The following is an 18,325-nucleotide window of genomic DNA, read 5'->3' on the forward strand; positions in this document are numbered from 1 at the left end:
AAAAATTAAAAATTATTATGAATTTAGTTTTTAATTGTTTTACTTTGTGTCAATAACATAATGTAAAAACGAAATATTTAAAATTTTCATAATATGTGTGGAATTATTGGCGCTTTTGAATTAAAGCAACCTGCAAGCTCATTGAGATCTCAAGTATTAGAAATGTCAAAACGTATTCGCCACCGTGGTCCGGACTGGTCGGGTATATTCACTGGTGAGAAAGCTTTATTAGCACACGAGCGGTTAGCTATTGTTGACCCTAAATCTGGAAGTCAACCATTGTACAGTCCGGACGGTAAAGTTGTACTAGCAGTTAATGGCGAGATCTATAACCACCATGAATTAAGAAATAGCCTTCCTGATTATGAGTTCTCGACACAAAGTGACTCTGAAGTTGTGTTGGCATTATATTTAGCGAAAGGTCCCTCATTTGTGGATGAATTAAATGGTATTTTTGGTTTTGCACTCTATGATTCACGTGATGATTCCTTTTTTGTCGCACGTGACCATATGGGAATTATCCCTCTATATTATGGTGAAGATGAGCAGGGGCAATTGTTCGTTGCATCCGAATTAAAATCACTGGAAGGTTTCTGTACGACGATTGAACAATTTCCTCCGGGGCATTACTTGTATAGCAAAACGGGGAAAGCTCCGCAGCGCTGGTATCAACGTGATTGGGAAAGTTACGATGTTGTAAAAGACAACGAGACCGATATCGCTGTTTTGCGCAAAGGTTTGGAAGATGCGGTGCATCGTCAATTGATGTCAGATGTACCTTACGGTGTACTGCTGTCTGGTGGATTGGATTCATCGGTTATTGCTGCGGTAACGAAGAAGTTTGCATCCAAACGTATCGAAAGTGACGACAAAGAAGATGCCTGGTATCCTCAACTGCATTCATTTGCGGTGGGATTGAAGGGAGCACCGGATTTAATTGCGGCACAGAAAGCAGCAGATCATATCGGAACAATACACCACGAGATCAACTTTACCATCCAAGAAGGATTGGATGCGATCCGTGACGTGATCTACCACTTGGAGACTTATGACGTCACGACGGTACGCGCTTCTACACCGATGTATTTATTAGCTCGTGTAATCAAATCAATGGGCATTAAAATGGTATTGTCGGGTGAAGGGTCAGACGAACTCTTTGGTGGGTATCTTTATTTTCATAAAGCGCCAAATGCACAGGAATTTCACGAGGAAACTGTACGTAAGCTGAAAAAGCTTTACCTGTACGACTGTCTGCGGGCAAATAAATCACTTGCAGCATGGGGTGTTGAAGGGCGTGTACCTTTCCTAGATAAAGAATTTATGGACATTGCGATGCGTATCAATCCTTCCGATAAAATGATTCGCGAAGGAAGGATGGAGAAATGGGTTGTACGTAAGGCATTTGAAGACTATCTGCCAGAAAGCATCGCATGGCGCCAGAAAGAGCAATTTTCTGACGGTGTAGGCTATAGCTGGATCGATACCTTGAAAGAGCAGGCTGAAAGTAAAGTTTCTGATCAGGAGTTTGCCGAGGCTTCAACGCGCTTCCCGATAAACACACCGAAAAACAAAGAAGAGTTTTTATATCGGACAATTTTCGAATCACATTTTCCTTCAACAGCGGCAGCACAAACTGTTCCATCGGTAAAATCTGTCGCATGCAGTACGCCGGAAGCCTTAGCTTGGGATGCTTCTTTCCAGAATCTGAATGATCCATCGGGTCGGGCTGTGGCCTCGGTTCACCAAGAGAGCTACGAAAAATCCAAAGTGGAAGCCGTGTAACTAATCAACCCTCATATCTATATTTGGTAAAGCCTGGAAAGTTTCTTTTCAGGCTTTTTATGTTTTTTTTTCAACTAAATAAGGGTATATCATTTAATTGATTAAAAATGAATGTGTGTTTTTAAATATTGTTTAGTAATTTTCGGAAAAACCAATCACAGGAAACTTTGGGTTTCTAAATTAACTAAGGTTGACCGGAGCACTGTCTTTTTCTGGAGCTTCTTTGAGAGCTAGTGGAATATAGTAACATGTAGTTTGCGCTCGTAGCGTTAGCGTATTAACGGAGAATTATACAATAAATAAAGATATATACATGAAGGTAGATTTAATGAAACAGCGTGGAATGAAATCTTTAGGGCTGGCACTTCTATTGCTGAGCATTCCAGCTATTTTTGCTCAAAATAAAGAAGCGATGGTTTCGTCAATTGTGCAGGAGGCAAATGCAAATTCACAATTGGAGAAGTATGCGTTTGAGCTTGTCGATATGATTGGCCCCCGTCTTGTCGGGAGTCCACAAATGCAACAGGCGCATGATTGGGTTGTCAAAAATTATAATGCGCTTGGCGCACAGGCCCGCAATGAGCCCTATGGTGAATGGCGTTCGTGGGAACGAGGAACTTCTCAGGTGACGATGACCTATCCCCGCATAAAATCTTTGGAAGGTACACAGTTGGCGTTCAGTCCCGTGACCAAGGAGAAAGGGGTTGAAGCCGAGGTTGTGGTAATGCCTTTATTTAGTTCCCCGTCTGATTTTCAGTCTTGGCTTAAGACAGTCAAAGGCAAGATCGTATTGATTGGAATGAATCCGCTTTCAGGACGGTCAGATGCCAACTGGAAGGAGTCAGCTTCCCCGAAAGGTTATGAAAAATATCAAGCCTTAAAAAATGATCAGTTGAAAAAATGGGAGAGTAGTATGTCCTATACGGGAAGCACGCGTCGGACATTGCCCTTGGCTTTGGAGAATGCTGGCGCCGTTGGTGCCATTGATTCCTATTGGACAGAGTTGCCTGGTATTACACGGATTTTTGATGCGAAGTCCAAACAGATTCCGGTATTTAACGTAGGGCTGGAAGATTACGGTCTGTTATACCGCATGGCAGAACATGGGGTCAAACCTCGGGTTTCGCTGCAGGGAAATTCAAAAGAGCTTGGAATATCAAAGACCTATAATAGTATCGCAGAGATCAAGGGAAAGGAAAAACCGGGCGAGTATGTTGTGCTTTCGGCACATCTAGATTCGTGGGACGGCGCTTCGGGAGCGACAGACAATGCGACAGGAGTAATTACCATGATGGAGGCTGTCCGCATTTTAAGGAAGGTTTACCCGGATAATAAAAGAACGATTTTGGTCGGTAACTGGGGAAGTGAGGAGCAGGGGCTGAATGGCTCTTCAGCTTTTGTCGAAGATCATCCCGAGATCGCTAAAAATATACAGGTGGTATGGAATCAGGATAACGGCACAGGGCGAATTGTCCGGATAGGGGGCAGTGGTTTTGAAAAATCTTACGAATATATAAGCCGCTGGGTGCAATATTTGCCTGAAGAGTTCCGTAATGAAATCCAAACCAGTTTTCCAGGTATGCCGGGGACGGGGGGAAGTGATCATTCTTCTTTCGTTCAAAAAGGAATTCCGGCCTTTGGGCTCTCTTCCACATCCTGGGACTATGGTAAGGTGACCTGGCACACCAATCGGGATACCTATGATAAGATTGTGTTTGATGAAGTAAAACAAAACGCCATTATCGTTGCGATTTTGACTTACCTTGCCTGTGAAGAGCCTGCTTTGGTCTCCCGCGATAAGATCACATTGCCAATTGATAAAGATGGCAAGCCGACGGTATGGCCAACTAATCTACAGTCTAAAAGAACGAGTGGCAACTGATGATGAAACAGCTCATTTTTGTTGGTCTATTTTTGGTGTGCGCCCTACTCTCTAATGGACAGGTTTCATTTGCCAATTTAGAAAACTACAGAACCGAGTGGTTGATCCTCCGTGAAAATAATAATTCTCTGGTGGGGATCCGTAGTTTCACGACAAATACTGTAAAATATTATTTGACGGTAGATCCTACTACACTGCAAACGCGTATAGTAGGAGATCGATCGGTCAGCGTTCTGTACAACGATGCGGCTCAGGTTACAAAAAGTCTAAGTGGTTCGGTATACGAAAGCTGCTTCTCTTTAGTCAGAAAAACTGAAAACAACTTACAGGATGCGGGGCTGAATTTTAGGCTTCCCAAAGAGGCTGGTATTAATTTGACGATTGATCTATGTCCTTCACATAAACCTTTGGACAGGGCTATTTTTGAAGATCTTCTCGCTGCATTTAAGGGGATAGATCGCAGCCTGCCACTGGCCGTTTCTGTTTCGGGTAAATGGATGCTAAATCACGCTGCAGATCTAGCATGGCTAAAGTCATTGGATGCAAAGGGAGTAAAGATTACCTGGGTAAATCATACGTATGACCATGTTTTTACTAGTAATCCTTTAACATCCAATTTTTTGCTTTCCAAAAATACGAATCTAGGTTATGAAGTGTTGGAGAATGAAAAATTGATGCTGAAAAACGGTCTTCTGCCTTCGGTATTTTTTCGTTGTCCGGGCTTAGTTTCCGATCGGCGCATCATTGAGCAGCTATTGTCCTATGGTCTTATTGCGGTAGGCTCGGATGCCTGGTTGGCTAAAGGACAGCAGGCCAAAAACGGAAGTATTGTCCTGATTCATGGTAATGGGAATGAGGAAGTTGGGGTGCAGGATTTTATCCGATTGCTTCGGACAGAATCTCAGGCCATAAAAACAAAACACTGGACATTGTATAGTTTATCCGAAGGCCTGGATCAGGAGTCACATTAACCTGTACTAAATTGCATAAAAAAGGGCAGTCCAAATCTTTTTGGATAGCCCTTTTTGGTTTTTCTTGTTTTCCTGAGTTTATGACGGATTTTTGAGGTGCTGATTGAAGTAGTCCGCAATTTTTTCGTACATATGAATACGGTCTTTTCCCATTACATTGTGCTCATGAGTCGGGTATAGAAAATAATCTACTTGCTTTCCGGCTTTAATACAGGCTTCTAAAAACTCCATGCTGTTTTGTTGTACAACGACAGGGTCTTGTGCGCCGTGAATAATCAATAATCTTCCTTTCAGTTGATCGGCTTTATTGAGGAGTGATGTCAATTTATAACCTTCCGGATTTTCTTGCGGCGTGTCCATGTAGCGTTCGCCGTACATCACCTCATAAAATTTCCAGTCGATTACAGGACCTCCAGCTACTGCAGCCTTGAAGATATCGTTATGATGCAGCATGAAGGAAGTTGTCATAAAACCACCGAAACTCCACCCGAAAATACCCATGCGCTGTTGGTCAACAAAAGATTTTGATTTAAGGAACTCTATTCCTTTCATCTGGTCGGCCATTTCGTTTTGACCGAGGTTGCGATGCGTAGCTGTATAGAAATCACGGCCTCTGTAATTCGTGCCGCGATTATCCATCGTGAAGACGATATAGCCCTGTTGCGCCATATACATATCAAAATATCCAGCGCCTCCTAGCCATTTGTTGGAAACAAGCTGCGAATGTGATCCGCCGTATAAATAATACATGACCGGATATTTCTTAGCTGGATCAAAGTCGTTGGGATAAATGATACGTCCTGTCAATGGGTATTTCCCATCTGCAGATGTCAACTGTACAAATTCGATTTTAGGATCATTTATTTTTCCGGAAAAAGGGTTTTCTGCATTGACTAAGGTAGTTTCTTTAGCAGATTTAACTTCTTTGACCTGAACTTTATTTGGTGTTTTTAAATTACTATATTGATCGTAGATATACTTGCCATCGCTACTTAGTGCAGCATGATGCGTGCCCGATTCATTTGTTAATTGAACCGTTTTCCCAGATTTTAGGTCGACCTCAAATAATTGGCGATCTAAACCGTTGTTGGTGACTCCTGTATAGCTAACTTTGCTGCCATCAGCCGAAAAGTCGAGCAATGCCTCCATAACGATGTCTTTATAGCCGAGTTTTTTGATCAGATTACCTTCCGTGTTGTAGAGGTAAAGTTGATTATAACCATCTCTATCGGATTGATAAAGGAATTGATCCGGTTTGTTTGGTAAGAATGTTAATGGGTTTTCAGGTTCAACCCAGGTTGTCGCAGTTTCTTCAAACAGGGTTTTGACCAAAGAACCGTTTTCTGCATTATATTTGTTGACTTTAAGATCATTTTGCCCACGGTTAAGTACTCCGACGTAGATGTATTTACCAGAAGGATCCCAGGTAACCATGGTCAAATACTGCTCTGAATGCTCACCGGTTTGAAGGGTTACCTTTTGTCCCGTGGTGGTGTTGTAAACGATCAACGAAACTTCTTCCGATTTTTGGCCTGTCATGGGGTATTTGATCCATTTGATATCCGCAATTTTGGGACTCCATTGCGGTAATGGATAATTGGCAACCATCGTCTCGTCTTTGTGGTAGTACAGCAGTTTGTCATTTTGATTGTTCCACCACATTCCTTTCTTGATGCCAAATTCCTGGCGATGGGTGTAATCACTACCATTGACAATTCCTTTGTCGTTATCGTTGGTGACGGAAGTAATTTTGCCGTCTTTGTCAACAATTGCGATGTTATTGTCTACTAAGTAGGCGATTTTTGAAAAATCCGAACTTACCTCGCGGTTAGCTCCCTTGTTGTCATTACCGATAAAGCTTTCAATATTTTTTTTTTGATGCTGTAAGCCACCGTATAGGTTTTATCTTTTCCTTCCACTTGCAGTAATAGCGCGTTTCCATCACGCCATTTGTAGTCATAAGGAAATACGCGCAGATTGAATGTTTCGCCCGGAATAGTCGTTTTTAGTGCTTTTTTGAGGTCTGTTTTAGAGACCAGATTTGTTTCGCTCCAGTTGCTGGAAGCGCTTTTTGATAATAGGTTCTGGTACGATTTATCGAGATAGGAGAGGTTGTTTGATTTTGGGATCCACGATGCTCCGGCTATCGATGTTGGGGCGTAAGTTCGGGGTCCAAATACTGTTTCTTCTAAATTGAGGTTGCGTTGTGCATAGCTGCTGATGGAGCTTGCCAACAAGAAGAATAGCGCAATTCTTTTCATTAAACTGTAATATTGTGTGAATGTTTATACACAACGTCATACGTGAGCCCATTCCAGTGGTTATTTTGCGCTTCATTAGTCCAATAATCACATGAGGCTTCTAAACCTGTTGCGATAGGAAATTAAAGGCGCAAGTAGCTCATTACATTCCGTTTGTTTTTAAATTTTATAGGGCTAAATTAGGGAAATAGCCCTATAAAACCTAGTACAGAATTGTTGCTTTTCTAACTTAAATTGTTTGCTATAAACCGCTACGTCTTGCTGCTAAGTTATAGTTTACGTAGCCAGATGTTTCTGAACTGGACCAGATCACCATGATCCTGCAGTACAATTGGACCTGGGCCGTGGCTTATTTGTTTTGGTAGTCCGATATATTCGGTTGTGCCATCGATTTGAGTATTGTTTTGTACAACGACGCCATTATGGAGGACCGTTACTGTTCCTTTAGCGGTCAAGATTCCATCCTTATTGAACTGAGGGGCTTTATAAATAATATCGTACACATGCCATTTTTCCGGAGCAATTACCTGCGCCAGGGGGGGGCGCTGTTTGTAAATACTGCCTGCTCCGCCGTTGACATAGGTTGGGTTGTTATTGTTGTCCAATACCTGAATTTCATAAAGCCCTTGGAGGAAAATTCCGCTATTGCCTCTTCCTTGGCCCTCGCCTTTGATTACTTCGGGGCTTTTCCATTCAATATGCAATTGAAAATCGCTAAAGTGTTCGTTGGTCTCAATGGCTCCAGCCCCCGGTTTTACTTCAAGTACGTTGTTGGCCACCGTCCAATTGGCTTTGCCTTTTTCACTTTTCCATTGCCTAAGATCCTTGCCGTCAAAAAGGACAATGGCATCGCTTGGTACACCCTGATTGATTGTTACTGTCGGTGGTACCGGACTATAATATTCGGTGTCGCTGGGTTTCATATTTGTTTGGGCCTGTAATGCAGTGGCGCCAAATAAGAGTGTTGTTGCTATCGCTGAGGATAAAGAAAAGTTCATCTGTTGGGTTTTTGGTATGGTTAAATATACAAATAATCCCACTTGTTTGGAACAATTTCAGTAGGTTTGTGCATGGCAACCATTTTACAGACAGTATCGCTGAAAGAAGCCCGGTTCTATGCACCAATAGGTTACTATGAAGAAGAACAGGTGCTAGGCAATGAATTTTTTGTTTCTATTGACGTATGTTTTCCCTTTTTGAATGCCGAGACAGAGGACTTAAACAATACGCTCAATTACGAAGAACTTTACCAGATTACAGCCGGTGTCATGCTACCTAAACGTAAGCTACTGGAATCTGCGGCTTCAGAAATACTCGAACAGATTCGGGAAAGAGTATCCCATGCTCTGACGATCGAAGTGGTGATACGCAAATCGAACCCTCCCTTTGGAGGGGACCTTTCTTGCTCCCAAGTTAGTCTTAAATATTTTAAGGATTAAAACGAAACTGGATCAGCGATATACCAACTGAAAGATTTAGTTTTGCCAATCGTTATCTGATAGTCTTAAATTAATAGTATGAATATTTACGATCTTGTCATAGCCGATAAGGAAAGGATTGCTTTGGAGGATGTTTTCTTGGAAAAGGACAGCCGTCAAAAGCTGCATCAGCTGATTAAAGAGCATCGTTATATTAAAGAGCTTTCGCAATATGGTCTGCCGGTGAGCAATAAGATTTTACTGCACGGTTATTCGGGTTGCGGAAAAACAACAACGGCGAAAGCGCTGGCTACAGCGCTTGAAAAACCAATTTATGTGTTGAATTTGAGCAACCTCATTTCTTCTCGTATTGGCGAAACCTCGCAGCACATCAAACAGGTCTTTGATAAAGCAGGGCGTGAAAAAGCAGTTCTGTTTTTAGATGAATTCGATCAGATCGGAAAGGCGCGGATTAGTGAAGAAAAGGATGTGGGTGAAATGCGCCGTCTCGTGAACACCATTATACAGCTGATCGATTATTTTCCTGCTGAAGCGGTATTGATTGCAGCAACGAATCATCCTGAAATATTGGATACAGCCATTATCCGGCGGTTTCAGCTTCGTTTGGCTTTTGAGTTGCCGACCATAGTACAACTGGATGCCTATTATGATAAATTATTTACGCCATTTCCACATTATGCTGATGTCGTACAGCGACGCTATGGGATCTCCTATGCAGAGGCTAAGGACTATATTTACGATGCTGTCAAATTCTTATTGATTGCTTCGCTGGAACAAAATCAACCTTAATGGTTTTTTGAACGTTACGTTTCGGATGCCTAATAAAATACCAACTTCTGATAAAATCTTTTTCTCTTATATGATACACTACTATTCGAACGCTCTGTTTGAGGTGCTCAGTAAAAATAACAACGTTTCATAAAAGATTTTTCTCTTATACGGTACGCTGCTAATTGAGCGCTCTGTTTCAGACTCTTAATAAAAAATGACAATTTCTGATAAACTGTTTTATCTCCTATACGTTAGTCTGTGTATAGGGACAATTTGGGATAGGGGGCAGGGAGCCCGCTAATGACAAATTGATCGCTAGGTAGTTGGAAACAGTTGTTTTTAAGACAAAATGACATTATTTTTTATTTTTAAATGACATTTTGTCTTTTAAAACCTGCTGGTACGCAAATTGAATAGCTCTCTTCAAATAGGTAGAACAAAAAAAGCTTAACAATAAAATAAAAAATTAGGAGGACAAAAAAATGGCATTAATTAAATTCCCTACAAAAAGTTTAAACACGGATGCAGTAAATCCATTTGTGAACACTGTATTCGACAACTTATTCAATGATAACTTCATCTCCGATCGTTTGGTGTCCCGTGTACCTGCGGTCAATATATCAGAAACTGAAAAATCCTTTAAAATTGAAATGGCAGCGCCTGGATTGGATAAATCTGATTTTAAGATCAATGTCGATAAAAATCTAATTACCATTTCAGCTGAGAAAAAAGAGGAAAGTGTGAGTGAAGAAAAATTATACAGCAAAAAAGAATTCAATTATTCTTCGTTCTCAAGATCATTTACCTTGCCAGAGACCGTAGATTACAGCAATATCGAGGCTGCCTATGAAGGTGGTATATTAATTTTGACTGTTGGCAAAAAAGAAGATGCAATCATTGCAAAACGTTTGATTGAAGTTAAATAATCCAGCAGCATACCAGAAATAGTTCATTTTGGGAATGACCAAAGGTGAGCAAAAGACAATAGTTTTTAGGTTTAGTTTATATTTTAATCCCTCGGAATTCCGTTTGCGTTCCGAGGGATTTTTTTATCAGGATGGTCCTGACATGATGAAAAGACTATTCAGTTTCCGCATAGTTTTCAGATCGGGGAATTTTGGCGAGATAAGGCTCCATCTCTTCCGGTAACTTCGTTAATTTCCGCTTATGAAGGTCGAGCCAGGCTCCATCGACGTTGACGGTACAGCACAAAACGCCGTCATTACGAAAAACTTGGTGTATAAATGAGAAACGACTATTTGTTTTGTTGTATTTCGTCAGTTCTACTTTTACCTGTACATATTCATCTAAATGCACTTCTTTAAAATAGATGAGTTCTTCCCGAAATAAAATTGGACCGATATGAAATTCGGCAAATTTATCCAGTGAAAAGCCCATTTTGTTCAACATGTTACTGCGGGCCTGTGCGCAGATATCAGCGTAAGCAGAATGCCGCATATGTCTATTTGCATCGATCTGCGCCCATATAATCTGACCTTGATAAAATATATTCTCCATAATCTTCAACGATTAGCCTCTTTTTTCATAACAATTTACATATTTTTAAATAAAGCTGTAACACTTTGTTTGTTTGCTATACTTATTACCTAAATATATTTAAAGAAAAATCGCTAGGTGAACCCATCAGAAATAGAATTTCTTCGACTGATTGACGAGAATAAAGGTATTCTCGTTAAGGTGAGCCGTATGTATATGGATGATCATGAAGGGCGACAAGATCTGTATCAGGAGATCGTCTATCAGCTGTGGAAATCCTATGCAACATTTAAGCAACAGAGTAAATTTTCAACGTGGATGTACCGTGTTGCCCTCAATACCGCAATGGTATTCTTAAAAAAAGAAAAGAAACATCAGATTTATGATACGTTAGAGGAACGACATGATTTTGCAGAAGAAGCTTACGATACCGATAAAGATGAGCAACTGAACGTTTTTTATCAGGCCGTTCAAGAGCTCAACGCCATTGAAAAAGCCCTGATATTTTTGTTTTTGGAAGGTCAGAGTCATCGCGAGATTGCAGAAAATCTGGGTATATCGGAAGTCAATGCCCGCGTAAAATTAAACCGCACGAAGGAGCGAATTCAACAAATCATTAAAAAATACAAGTATGAATTTTGATGAGTTAAAAAAATCTTGGCAGCAACAGCCTACAGACGAGGATTTACAGAATCCAAATCTCAAATACTATAAGGAAGTCGGCAATATCATGGGTAAGCTGCGCAAGAATATCAAACGTGAGTTTATCTCTTGGGCCGTGTGTATGGGCTTTCTGTTTTTGGTGCCCATCTTACCGATATATAAGATTGAAGGTTATGCTGCATTTGCCTATTACTTTTTTATCGTACAGATATCCTTATCTAGTCTTTTATATTATCGGAGGTTCTTTTATTTGGTAAAGAGTACGAAAAAGATCGAGTTGTTGGCTTCTAAAGAACACTTGCTCAAATTGTATTACGATTTGAAGTATGCCGTAGAGACCTATCGGATCGCGGCCTACGTGATGATACCGCAAGCTCTATTTCTTTATCTTATTATGATCGCACAGAATCGGACTACCGTCTGGTTTGATCGATTATACCATTTCAAGGAAACTTTCCAACAGGATCCAAACTTTATTGTGTGGATGATCCTTTCCGCAATTGCTTCCATTATTCTTGTTGTTGGTCTGACAGAATTTATGATTCGTGCTTATTATAGCAATTATATTACACAGATAAAGGAAAAGCTAGATCAAATGGAAGCCGAATAGTTTACAGCGTCCTTGTATTTATTTTATGCTGTTGAAGACTTGATTTTCCGTTCAAAATGGCTCGAACTAAAATAGGTAAGGTTTTTGTTTCATCTCCTTCTGATTAGTTTTTTTAGTCCATATGGAATATCCGCTTCATTTTATGCTTGTTTGCTTTTTGGGGCATGGATATTTCGTATATTGTCATTGAAAACCATTGTCCGTTATGTTTAATCCGACAAAGAAGTTACAGCGCAGTTCCCAGATCTTAAGTATATTGGCCAAATATGGTTTTAAAGATGCGATCGCTCGATTGCCGTGGAAGGGACCCCAATCTGCTGTAGAACATGCTATTGACGTCGATAATATCAGTGTTTATGCCCGTATTCGCATGGCTCTTGAGGAGCTCGGTCCGGCTTTTATCAAGCTTGGACAATCGGCTTCGACGCGAGAGGGGTTGTTGCCCAAAGATCTCGTAGATGAACTTAAGCGCCTTGAGGATAATGTTCCCCCTTTTGAAGTGGATATTAAATCTTATCTCAAAGAAGAACTTGAGCTGGATATTGATGGGCATTTCCAGGAGATTACTGCCGAACCTTTTGCTGCGGCCTCTATCGCACAGGTATATCGCGCAATCTTAAAAGATGGAACCCAAGTCGTTTTAAAAGTCCGCCGTCCTGGCATCGATGAGGTTATGCGCTGTGATCTGGCACTTATGCGTGATATTGCCAAAATCCTAACCATGTACAATGATGTACTGGAAAACCTTAACCTTCTGCTGATTGTTGAATCTTTCGCTACGACCATGCAGGAAGAGATGTCCCTGGTGATTGAGCGGCATAACATCGAACGCTTCACAAAGAACTTTAAAGGAAATAAACTGATCAAGGTACCCCGTGTTTATCCTGAACTCTCGTCGGACCATGTTCTTTGCATGGAATATCTCGATGGTTTCAAGGTAACTGATGCCGATGAAATTAAGCGTCGGGGAATGGATGTCCAAACGCTGGTAAAAAATGGGATCAATTTATACCTTGAGCAAGTGATTATCCATGGTTTCTTTCATGGCGATCCGCATCCCGGCAATATGATGGTGATGCCGGATGGGCGGATTGCTTTTTTGGATTTCGGAAATATGGGTAAATTATTGGGGATAGACCGTAGGCAGCTTGAAGAGTTTATTCAATCGGCTATTTCCGAAGATGCTGTCCGGCTTGCTGACGTGATTGAAGACGTTGCCGTGGTGAGCCATATTCCGGATCGTAACCGGTTTGAAAGATCCCTATATGAGATTTTCGATATGATTGATAATGTATCTCTCGGGGATCTTAGCTTAGATTTATTGTTCAATAAATTGTGGAACATCATTGGTGACAACCGCTTGTATTTTCCGGAATATATTTATCAGTTGATGCGGGGCATTTCGTTGATGGAAGGTATTGGACGCCAGTTATATCCCGATCTTAATATTATGGAGAGTATCAAGCCCTTTGCACGTAGGATTATGATGGAGCGGCTCTCTCCAGAGGCAATCTTCAAAAAAGGAAAACATAAAGTTGAATCTTTTGCGCGCGATGTCGAAAAACTTCCTGAAGATATGCGCGCCCTTGTGCGCTTATTTCGAACAGGAAATTTTACACTCAACCATCGATTGATCAGTGCGCGATCTTTTAATGCTATTTTACGCAAGGGGGTCAATCGTATTGTCATCGGAATTATGTTTATGTCACTCAATTTACTAGGTGGGATGATTATTGTCGCACGCGTAGAACCACAGTGGTGGGGAATTCCCATTTTTGCTTGGATATGCCTTGGCTCAGCATGGGTCTTTGCCATATATTTATTTGTTGCTATGATCCGAGCAAAGGACAACGATTAACCGGGGTTAGAACGCATTTTCAGCCATGATGATTGGCTATGCATACATACACGCTATAAAATAAAAAATAAAAAGATATGGAAATCAATCTAAATGGGAAAAAAGCCCTGATCGGAGCGAGCTCTGCTGGTATAGGTGCAGGTATTGCCCAAGTGCTTGCCTCATGTGGCGTATCTGTAACATTGGCTTCCCGACAGGAGGAAAAGCTACAACGTACCTGTGAAGGTCTTGATACCTCCAAAGGACAGGTACACCAATATATCGTGGTGGACTACAATGATCACGAAGCATACAAAAAGCAGATAACACATTATTTTGAGTCGAATAAGGTTGATATTTTAATCAACAATTCGAATGGGCCGCAAGCAGGAACCATAGACAAAAAAAATTTGGCGGATTACCAGCATGCTTTTGAACTCTTATTTCAAAATCACTGTTACACGACCTCATGTGCGCTGCCTTATATGTTGGCAAATCGATACGGACGTATTATTAATGTGTCTTCTTCAACTGTGAAAGAACCGGTATCTAATTTAGTGTTGTCTAATACGATCCGTACAGCATTGCTTAGCTGGAGTAAATCGCTGGCAACGGATGTCGCTAAAGAAGGGGTGACGGTCAATAGCATCTTGACAGGCCTATTTGATACGGACCGTATCCAGTCGCTAACCAACCTTGACGCTCAACGTATGGGTATATCCTACGAGGAAGCGCTACAATTGCGGTTAAAACAGGTTCCTGCGCAGCGTCTGGGTAAACCTGAAGAATACGGTTATCTCGTCGCTTTCCTTTGCTCCGAATATGCAAGTTATCTGACTGGAGCCAATATTCCTCTGGACGGCGGGATGTTAAAAGGCTTATAAAAAATGAGCTGCTCAATTACGTCAGGTCAAAGCCCTTGATTTGAGCATTCCATAGCTGATTGCTGTAGCCAGAACTCGGTGTAAAATTGCATAAAAAGGGGTGTCCAATCCGTTTGGACACCCCTTAATGTTAGTGTGATTTATTATTTTCAATTAGTTCAACACCAATTCGGTGTTGACAATGATGTCGACATCAGAAGCAACCGCTTCTACACCTGAAGGTAATTTATCATTGTATTTCATGCCGAAATCCTGACGGTTAATTTTTGTTTTAGCTGTAAATCCAGCACGTGTTTTTCCCCAAGGATCCGTAATGATTCCACCGTTTTGTGTTACCTCGAAAGTTACTTTTTTCGTTACATCACGGATCGTCAGATCCGCTATCATCACATATTTTCCTTTTACTTTCGCATTTTTAAAACTGATAGACTTTAATGTCATTTTAGGGAATTTTTCCGCAGCAAAAAAATCATCGGTCTTCAAGTGGTTGTCACGTGCAGCAATGCGCGTATCGATACTGTTGACGTCGATAGCGAAATTAACTTTGGCATTATTGAAACTTGTTCCTGTTGGGGTTTCAACTGTTCCTTCTACCTTAGTAAATTCACCATCAACAAAGCTGATACCAAGGTGTTTTACATCAAATCTTGCGTTGGTATGTGCAGGGTCTGCAGACCATTTTACTTGTGCCACAGCAACATTAACCATTAATACTGCTACTGCCAGAATTTGGAAAAATTTATTCATCTTATTTTCTTTTTTTATTTATCTAACCTTCAAAAGTTCAAATTGTTTGTTTGAACAAGCTTCTGCAAAGGTGGAATAAACAGACAAAGAAAAAATTGATGTAGGTCAAGAATTTCGATTCGGCTTTAAGATCTGCCTTTTTAGGCGGCTAAGAAACTCCTGCGTAACACCAAGATAGGAGGCTAATTGCATATTGGAGATCCTCGGATAGATTTTAGGGTACCTTTTGATGAAATCCAGATAGCGTTCCTGTGCAGTGAAACCTATGCTCGAGATAATACGGTGCTGCGATGCGATTTGCGCACGTTGTGCCATAATCCTGGAGAGTTTCTCGAAGATGGGATGATCTTCGTAAAGTTTGTCCTTAGCCTTTTTTGAAAGGGTCAGGACGACGGAGTTTTCCAGGGCCTGAATGTTTTGGAGGGCCGGCTCCTGATAATTGAAGCTGGCAATATCACCGATCCACCAATCTTCAATTGCAAACTGTAGGATATGTTCAATCCCATCGGCGGTGACATAGAATGATTTAAATAAACCGCTGATTACGTATGCTTCATGGTGGCATACCTCGCCTGCCCGGAGAAAGTATTCTTTTTTCTTTATTTTCCGTACCTGATAACGTGAGACGATGTCATTTAGTTCTTCCTCAGTGACATCAATACGCTGTTTTACAAATTCCCTGAATTGTTCCATTTGGCTGTAAAATACGAATTTTTTGCCATGCTAATTGAATAAGTTGTCCAATTCCTATCAATTCTAAGGTAAAATAATTCAGTTGCAGGGGATTTCTTGCATTCAATTTTGTCAACACGGTGATAAAATCTACATCTTGGTGTAATATTTGATCGGATATTCGCAAAATTCAGATAGTTTGATCAATAATTGGTATCTTTTGTCAGATTTAAAATATTTGAATTGCTATAACTATAAAAGTGTCTCATGAAGTTTGTCGCCCCCAACACCCTTGAAAATGATAAGGTCGTATTACGCATCATCGAACCAACGGATTTTGATACGCTGTATCAGGTTGCCAAAGATCCCCTGATCTGGGAACAGCATCCCAATAAGGATCGCTGGAAGGAAGAGGTTTTTCAGGGATTTTTTGAAGGGGCCTTGGAAAGTAAGGCTGCTTATTTGATCCTGGATAAGGAAAGTGGAGCCTGCATTGGGGGCACCCGGTATTATGGACTTGACGAGGCGGAAAAATCTATTTTTGTTGGTTATACATTTTATGCCCGTGCGTATTGGGGGGCAGGAATTAATCCCTTGGTCAAAGAGATGATGTTTGACTTTGCCTTCAACTTTGTGGATCGAATCTATCTGCATGTGGGGGCAGAAAACTATCGTTCTCAGAAGGCCGTGGAACGTTTGGGCGCTATTAAAGTGGCCGAAAAGATGGTCAGCTATGTAAATGAGCCAGAACGTAAAAATTTTGAATACGCATTGGAAAAATCCGCTTGGCGGCGGATCAAGAGATAAAGCCTTATTATCCCTTGATGCCGCTAAGTATACTGCCGATAATGACGGTTAATACAATCAATGTAATGATGATATAAAGTCTGTCCTTTTCGATTACAAAACCAAACAGTGAACCAATCACCCGTACAATAGGTGTACAAATCAATAAAAGAACACCCAGCTGTATAACTTGGGGAATATTTCGGCTAAATGCCCCCGAAATAATTCCAGTAATTGTTGTATTGGAATTCCCTTCACCGACAAAATCTCGATAATTCGGTACGGTGTCCTGTCCATGAACAATCAGGTAGAAGATACCGCCGAGAATAAGAATAGAGGAAGCCAATATAACGCCTATTCTTAAAATTTGTCCTACCAACAGTGAGATGTCTTTGTCTCCCCAATAGTGTTTCGAAAATACTTGTTTCATTTTGAGTAATTAGGTCCTTCATTGTCTAGCGGAAGGACGTTACAAACTTAAAATCCTAAATCGGGTAAGCTACCGTTTTTAGAATTTATGCTGGAATCCGTTGAAGATCATTTCCAAGGCCACCAAAGTAATAGCGACGGCGAAAATGATACGTAAAGTCTTTGGGTTCATGCGCTTTAAGAGTTTGGATCCTGTAATGGCACCGCATAATACACCCAGGATAACCGGAAAAGCAATACCTGGATCCATATATCCTCTTTGTAAATAGACCACTGCAGAAGCAGCTGCGGTGACACCGATCATAAAGTTGCTCGTTGTCGTACTGACTTTAAATGGAATTTTCATCATGCTGTCCATCGCGAGTACTTTAAGGGAGCCCGAACCAATGCCTAATAATCCGGAAAGTATTCCTGCAACCCCCATCAAAGAGAAGCCGCCGACGACGTTGGTCAGCTTATACGGGATCAATTTTCCATCAGCAGGGTAGGTGCTATTCAGTTTCAATTTTTCAGCCAAAGCAGAACCGCCGGATAGCGCATGTTCGTTTTTCTTCCGTATAGTCATTGCTGCGGAGAAGATCAGTACAATACCAAAAATGATTGCAATGGTATTCGTCGGCATGTAAATGGCGATGACAGCCCCGATAACAGCACCAATCGTGGTCGCTATTTCTAAAAACATGCCAAGCCGGATGTTGGTGATGCCTTCTTTGACATAGGCTGTGGCTGCACCGGATGATGTCGCTATGGAAGCCAACAAGGCCGCTCCGATGGCATAACGGATATCGACATGAAACAGAAGAGTCAATAAAGGGATGACAACGACCCCTCCGCCTAAGCCTGTCAGGGATCCTAAGAGCCCTGCTACAAAAGCACCCAGGAGAAGGATGATTGTAAAGGTGAGAATAGTCATAAATATGTGTTTGTTTGTGTGATCCAAAAAACAGCAGCTGTTTAATGGAAGGTAATTTGTTGTAAACTTAAGGGCTTTTTATTGCTTTTGAAACTTTAAACCTGGAATAGATACAAATGTTACATCAAAAGTATTATTAAAAAAATGGTACTGCCTGTCGCTTCACAGCCTGAGGCAGTAC

At 41.1% G+C, this 18,325-nt stretch carries 19 protein-coding genes; 11 read left to right on the forward strand and 8 right to left on the reverse strand.

Annotated elements, in window-relative coordinates; genetic code table 11:
- Window positions 1-93: 93 nt before the first annotated feature.
- The 3 genes from asnB to B4Z47_RS07740 all read left to right on the forward strand — a co-directional run bounded on the left by asnB (window position 94) and on the right by B4Z47_RS07740 (window position 4,635).
- Window positions 94-1,782: an asparagine synthase B gene (gene asnB, locus B4Z47_RS07730; RefSeq protein WP_046672432.1), complete on the forward strand. Its 1,689-nt coding sequence runs from the start codon at window positions 94-96 to the stop codon at window positions 1,780-1,782.
- 313 nt (window positions 1,783-2,095) lie between these two features.
- The gene (locus B4Z47_RS07735; RefSeq protein WP_286727121.1) at window positions 2,096-3,664 is read left to right on the forward strand and encodes a M20/M25/M40 family metallo-hydrolase; all 1,569 of its coding nucleotides are present in this window, start codon (window positions 2,096-2,098) and stop codon (window positions 3,662-3,664) included.
- Window positions 3,664-4,635 carry a polysaccharide deacetylase family protein gene (locus B4Z47_RS07740; protein ID WP_115046716.1) on the forward strand — a complete coding sequence of 324 codons (972 nt, stop codon included), beginning with the start codon at window positions 3,664-3,666 and terminating at the stop codon, window positions 4,633-4,635. The genes B4Z47_RS07735 and B4Z47_RS07740 overlap by 1 nt, the downstream gene beginning before the upstream one ends.
- A 78-nt stretch (window positions 4,636-4,713) precedes the next feature.
- Here B4Z47_RS07740 and B4Z47_RS07745 read toward each other — a convergent pair whose 3' ends face one another.
- The 3 genes from B4Z47_RS07745 to B4Z47_RS07755 all read right to left on the reverse strand — a co-directional run bounded on the left by B4Z47_RS07745 (window position 4,714) and on the right by B4Z47_RS07755 (window position 7,894).
- Window positions 4,714-6,501, reverse strand: a complete 1,788-nt coding sequence (locus tag B4Z47_RS07745) for a S9 family peptidase (protein ID WP_313396071.1) — start codon at window positions 6,499-6,501, stop codon at window positions 4,714-4,716.
- The gene (locus B4Z47_RS07750; RefSeq protein WP_286727123.1) at window positions 6,453-6,896 is read right to left on the reverse strand and encodes a hypothetical protein; all 444 of its coding nucleotides are present in this window, start codon (window positions 6,894-6,896) and stop codon (window positions 6,453-6,455) included. Before B4Z47_RS07750 ends, B4Z47_RS07745 begins: the two co-directional genes overlap by 49 nt.
- Window positions 6,897-7,165: 269 nt before the next feature.
- Window positions 7,166-7,894 (reverse strand): 3-keto-disaccharide hydrolase, encoded by a 729-nt coding sequence (locus tag B4Z47_RS07755; protein ID WP_115046719.1) that lies wholly within the window; start codon window positions 7,892-7,894, stop codon window positions 7,166-7,168.
- A 72-nt stretch (window positions 7,895-7,966) separates the two neighbouring features.
- Here B4Z47_RS07755 and B4Z47_RS07760 point away from each other — a divergent pair, with 72 nt between their 5' ends.
- From B4Z47_RS07760 to B4Z47_RS07770, 3 genes are all read left to right on the forward strand, one after another.
- Entirely contained in the window at window positions 7,967-8,335 is a 369-nt protein-coding gene (locus tag B4Z47_RS07760; RefSeq protein ID WP_046672427.1) for a dihydroneopterin aldolase, read from the forward strand.
- 78 nt (window positions 8,336-8,413) lie between these two features.
- Window positions 8,414-9,124: an AAA family ATPase gene (locus B4Z47_RS07765; protein WP_070562900.1), complete on the forward strand. Its 711-nt coding sequence runs from the start codon at window positions 8,414-8,416 to the stop codon at window positions 9,122-9,124.
- A gap of 464 nt (window positions 9,125-9,588) precedes the next feature.
- A complete protein-coding gene (locus B4Z47_RS07770) occupies window positions 9,589-10,032 on the forward strand; it encodes an Hsp20/alpha crystallin family protein (protein WP_112375535.1) in 444 nt (147 codons plus the stop codon).
- 154 nt (window positions 10,033-10,186) lie between these two features.
- On the opposite strand, the gene B4Z47_RS07775 is transcribed toward B4Z47_RS07770, so the two are convergent.
- On the reverse strand, window positions 10,187-10,624 hold the full coding sequence (locus B4Z47_RS07775) for an acyl-CoA thioesterase (RefSeq protein ID WP_070562894.1): 438 nt from the start codon (window positions 10,622-10,624) through the stop codon (window positions 10,187-10,189).
- Between the two features lie 117 nt (window positions 10,625-10,741).
- Between B4Z47_RS07775 and B4Z47_RS07780 the strand changes: the two genes are divergently transcribed.
- From B4Z47_RS07780 to B4Z47_RS07795, 4 genes are all read left to right on the forward strand, one after another.
- A complete protein-coding gene (locus B4Z47_RS07780) occupies window positions 10,742-11,245 on the forward strand; it encodes an RNA polymerase sigma factor (RefSeq protein WP_112375536.1) in 504 nt (167 codons plus the stop codon).
- Window positions 11,235-11,876 (forward strand): hypothetical protein, encoded by a 642-nt coding sequence (locus B4Z47_RS07785; RefSeq protein WP_070562889.1) that lies wholly within the window; start codon window positions 11,235-11,237, stop codon window positions 11,874-11,876. The genes B4Z47_RS07780 and B4Z47_RS07785 overlap by 11 nt, the downstream gene beginning before the upstream one ends.
- A 205-nt stretch (window positions 11,877-12,081) precedes the next feature.
- On the forward strand, window positions 12,082-13,734 hold the full coding sequence (locus B4Z47_RS07790; RefSeq protein WP_070562886.1) for an ABC1 kinase family protein: 1,653 nt from the start codon (window positions 12,082-12,084) through the stop codon (window positions 13,732-13,734).
- Window positions 13,735-13,811: 77 nt separating this feature from the next.
- Window positions 13,812-14,597: an SDR family oxidoreductase gene (locus tag B4Z47_RS07795; RefSeq protein WP_070562883.1), complete on the forward strand. Its 786-nt coding sequence runs from the start codon at window positions 13,812-13,814 to the stop codon at window positions 14,595-14,597.
- 153 nt (window positions 14,598-14,750) lie between these two features.
- Here B4Z47_RS07795 and B4Z47_RS07800 read toward each other — a convergent pair whose 3' ends face one another.
- Both B4Z47_RS07800 and B4Z47_RS07805 read right to left on the reverse strand, forming a co-directional pair.
- Complete coding sequence (locus tag B4Z47_RS07800) at window positions 14,751-15,344, reverse strand: YceI family protein (protein ID WP_070562880.1); 594 nt, start codon at window positions 15,342-15,344, stop codon at window positions 14,751-14,753.
- A 105-nt stretch (window positions 15,345-15,449) separates the two neighbouring features.
- Window positions 15,450-16,037 (reverse strand): Crp/Fnr family transcriptional regulator, encoded by a 588-nt coding sequence (locus B4Z47_RS07805; RefSeq protein ID WP_070562877.1) that lies wholly within the window; start codon window positions 16,035-16,037, stop codon window positions 15,450-15,452.
- Between the two features lie 246 nt (window positions 16,038-16,283).
- Between B4Z47_RS07805 and B4Z47_RS07810 the strand changes: the two genes are divergently transcribed.
- Window positions 16,284-16,823, forward strand: coding sequence for a GNAT family N-acetyltransferase (locus tag B4Z47_RS07810; RefSeq protein WP_070562874.1), 540 nt, complete (start codon window positions 16,284-16,286; stop codon window positions 16,821-16,823).
- Window positions 16,824-16,830: 7 nt separating this feature from the next.
- Here B4Z47_RS07810 and B4Z47_RS07815 read toward each other — a convergent pair whose 3' ends face one another.
- Together B4Z47_RS07815 and B4Z47_RS07820 are read right to left on the reverse strand one after the other, a co-directional pair.
- Window positions 16,831-17,232: a DUF1634 domain-containing protein gene (locus B4Z47_RS07815; protein ID WP_070562870.1), complete on the reverse strand. Its 402-nt coding sequence runs from the start codon at window positions 17,230-17,232 to the stop codon at window positions 16,831-16,833.
- A gap of 78 nt (window positions 17,233-17,310) precedes the next feature.
- The gene (locus tag B4Z47_RS07820) at window positions 17,311-18,144 is read right to left on the reverse strand and encodes a sulfite exporter TauE/SafE family protein (RefSeq protein ID WP_070562867.1); all 834 of its coding nucleotides are present in this window, start codon (window positions 18,142-18,144) and stop codon (window positions 17,311-17,313) included.
- Window positions 18,145-18,325 lie beyond the last annotated feature (181 nt).

Source organism: Sphingobacterium sp. UBA2610 (assembly GCF_002339225.1).
Classification (GTDB): domain Bacteria; phylum Bacteroidota; class Bacteroidia; order Sphingobacteriales; family Sphingobacteriaceae; genus Sphingobacterium; species Sphingobacterium multivorum.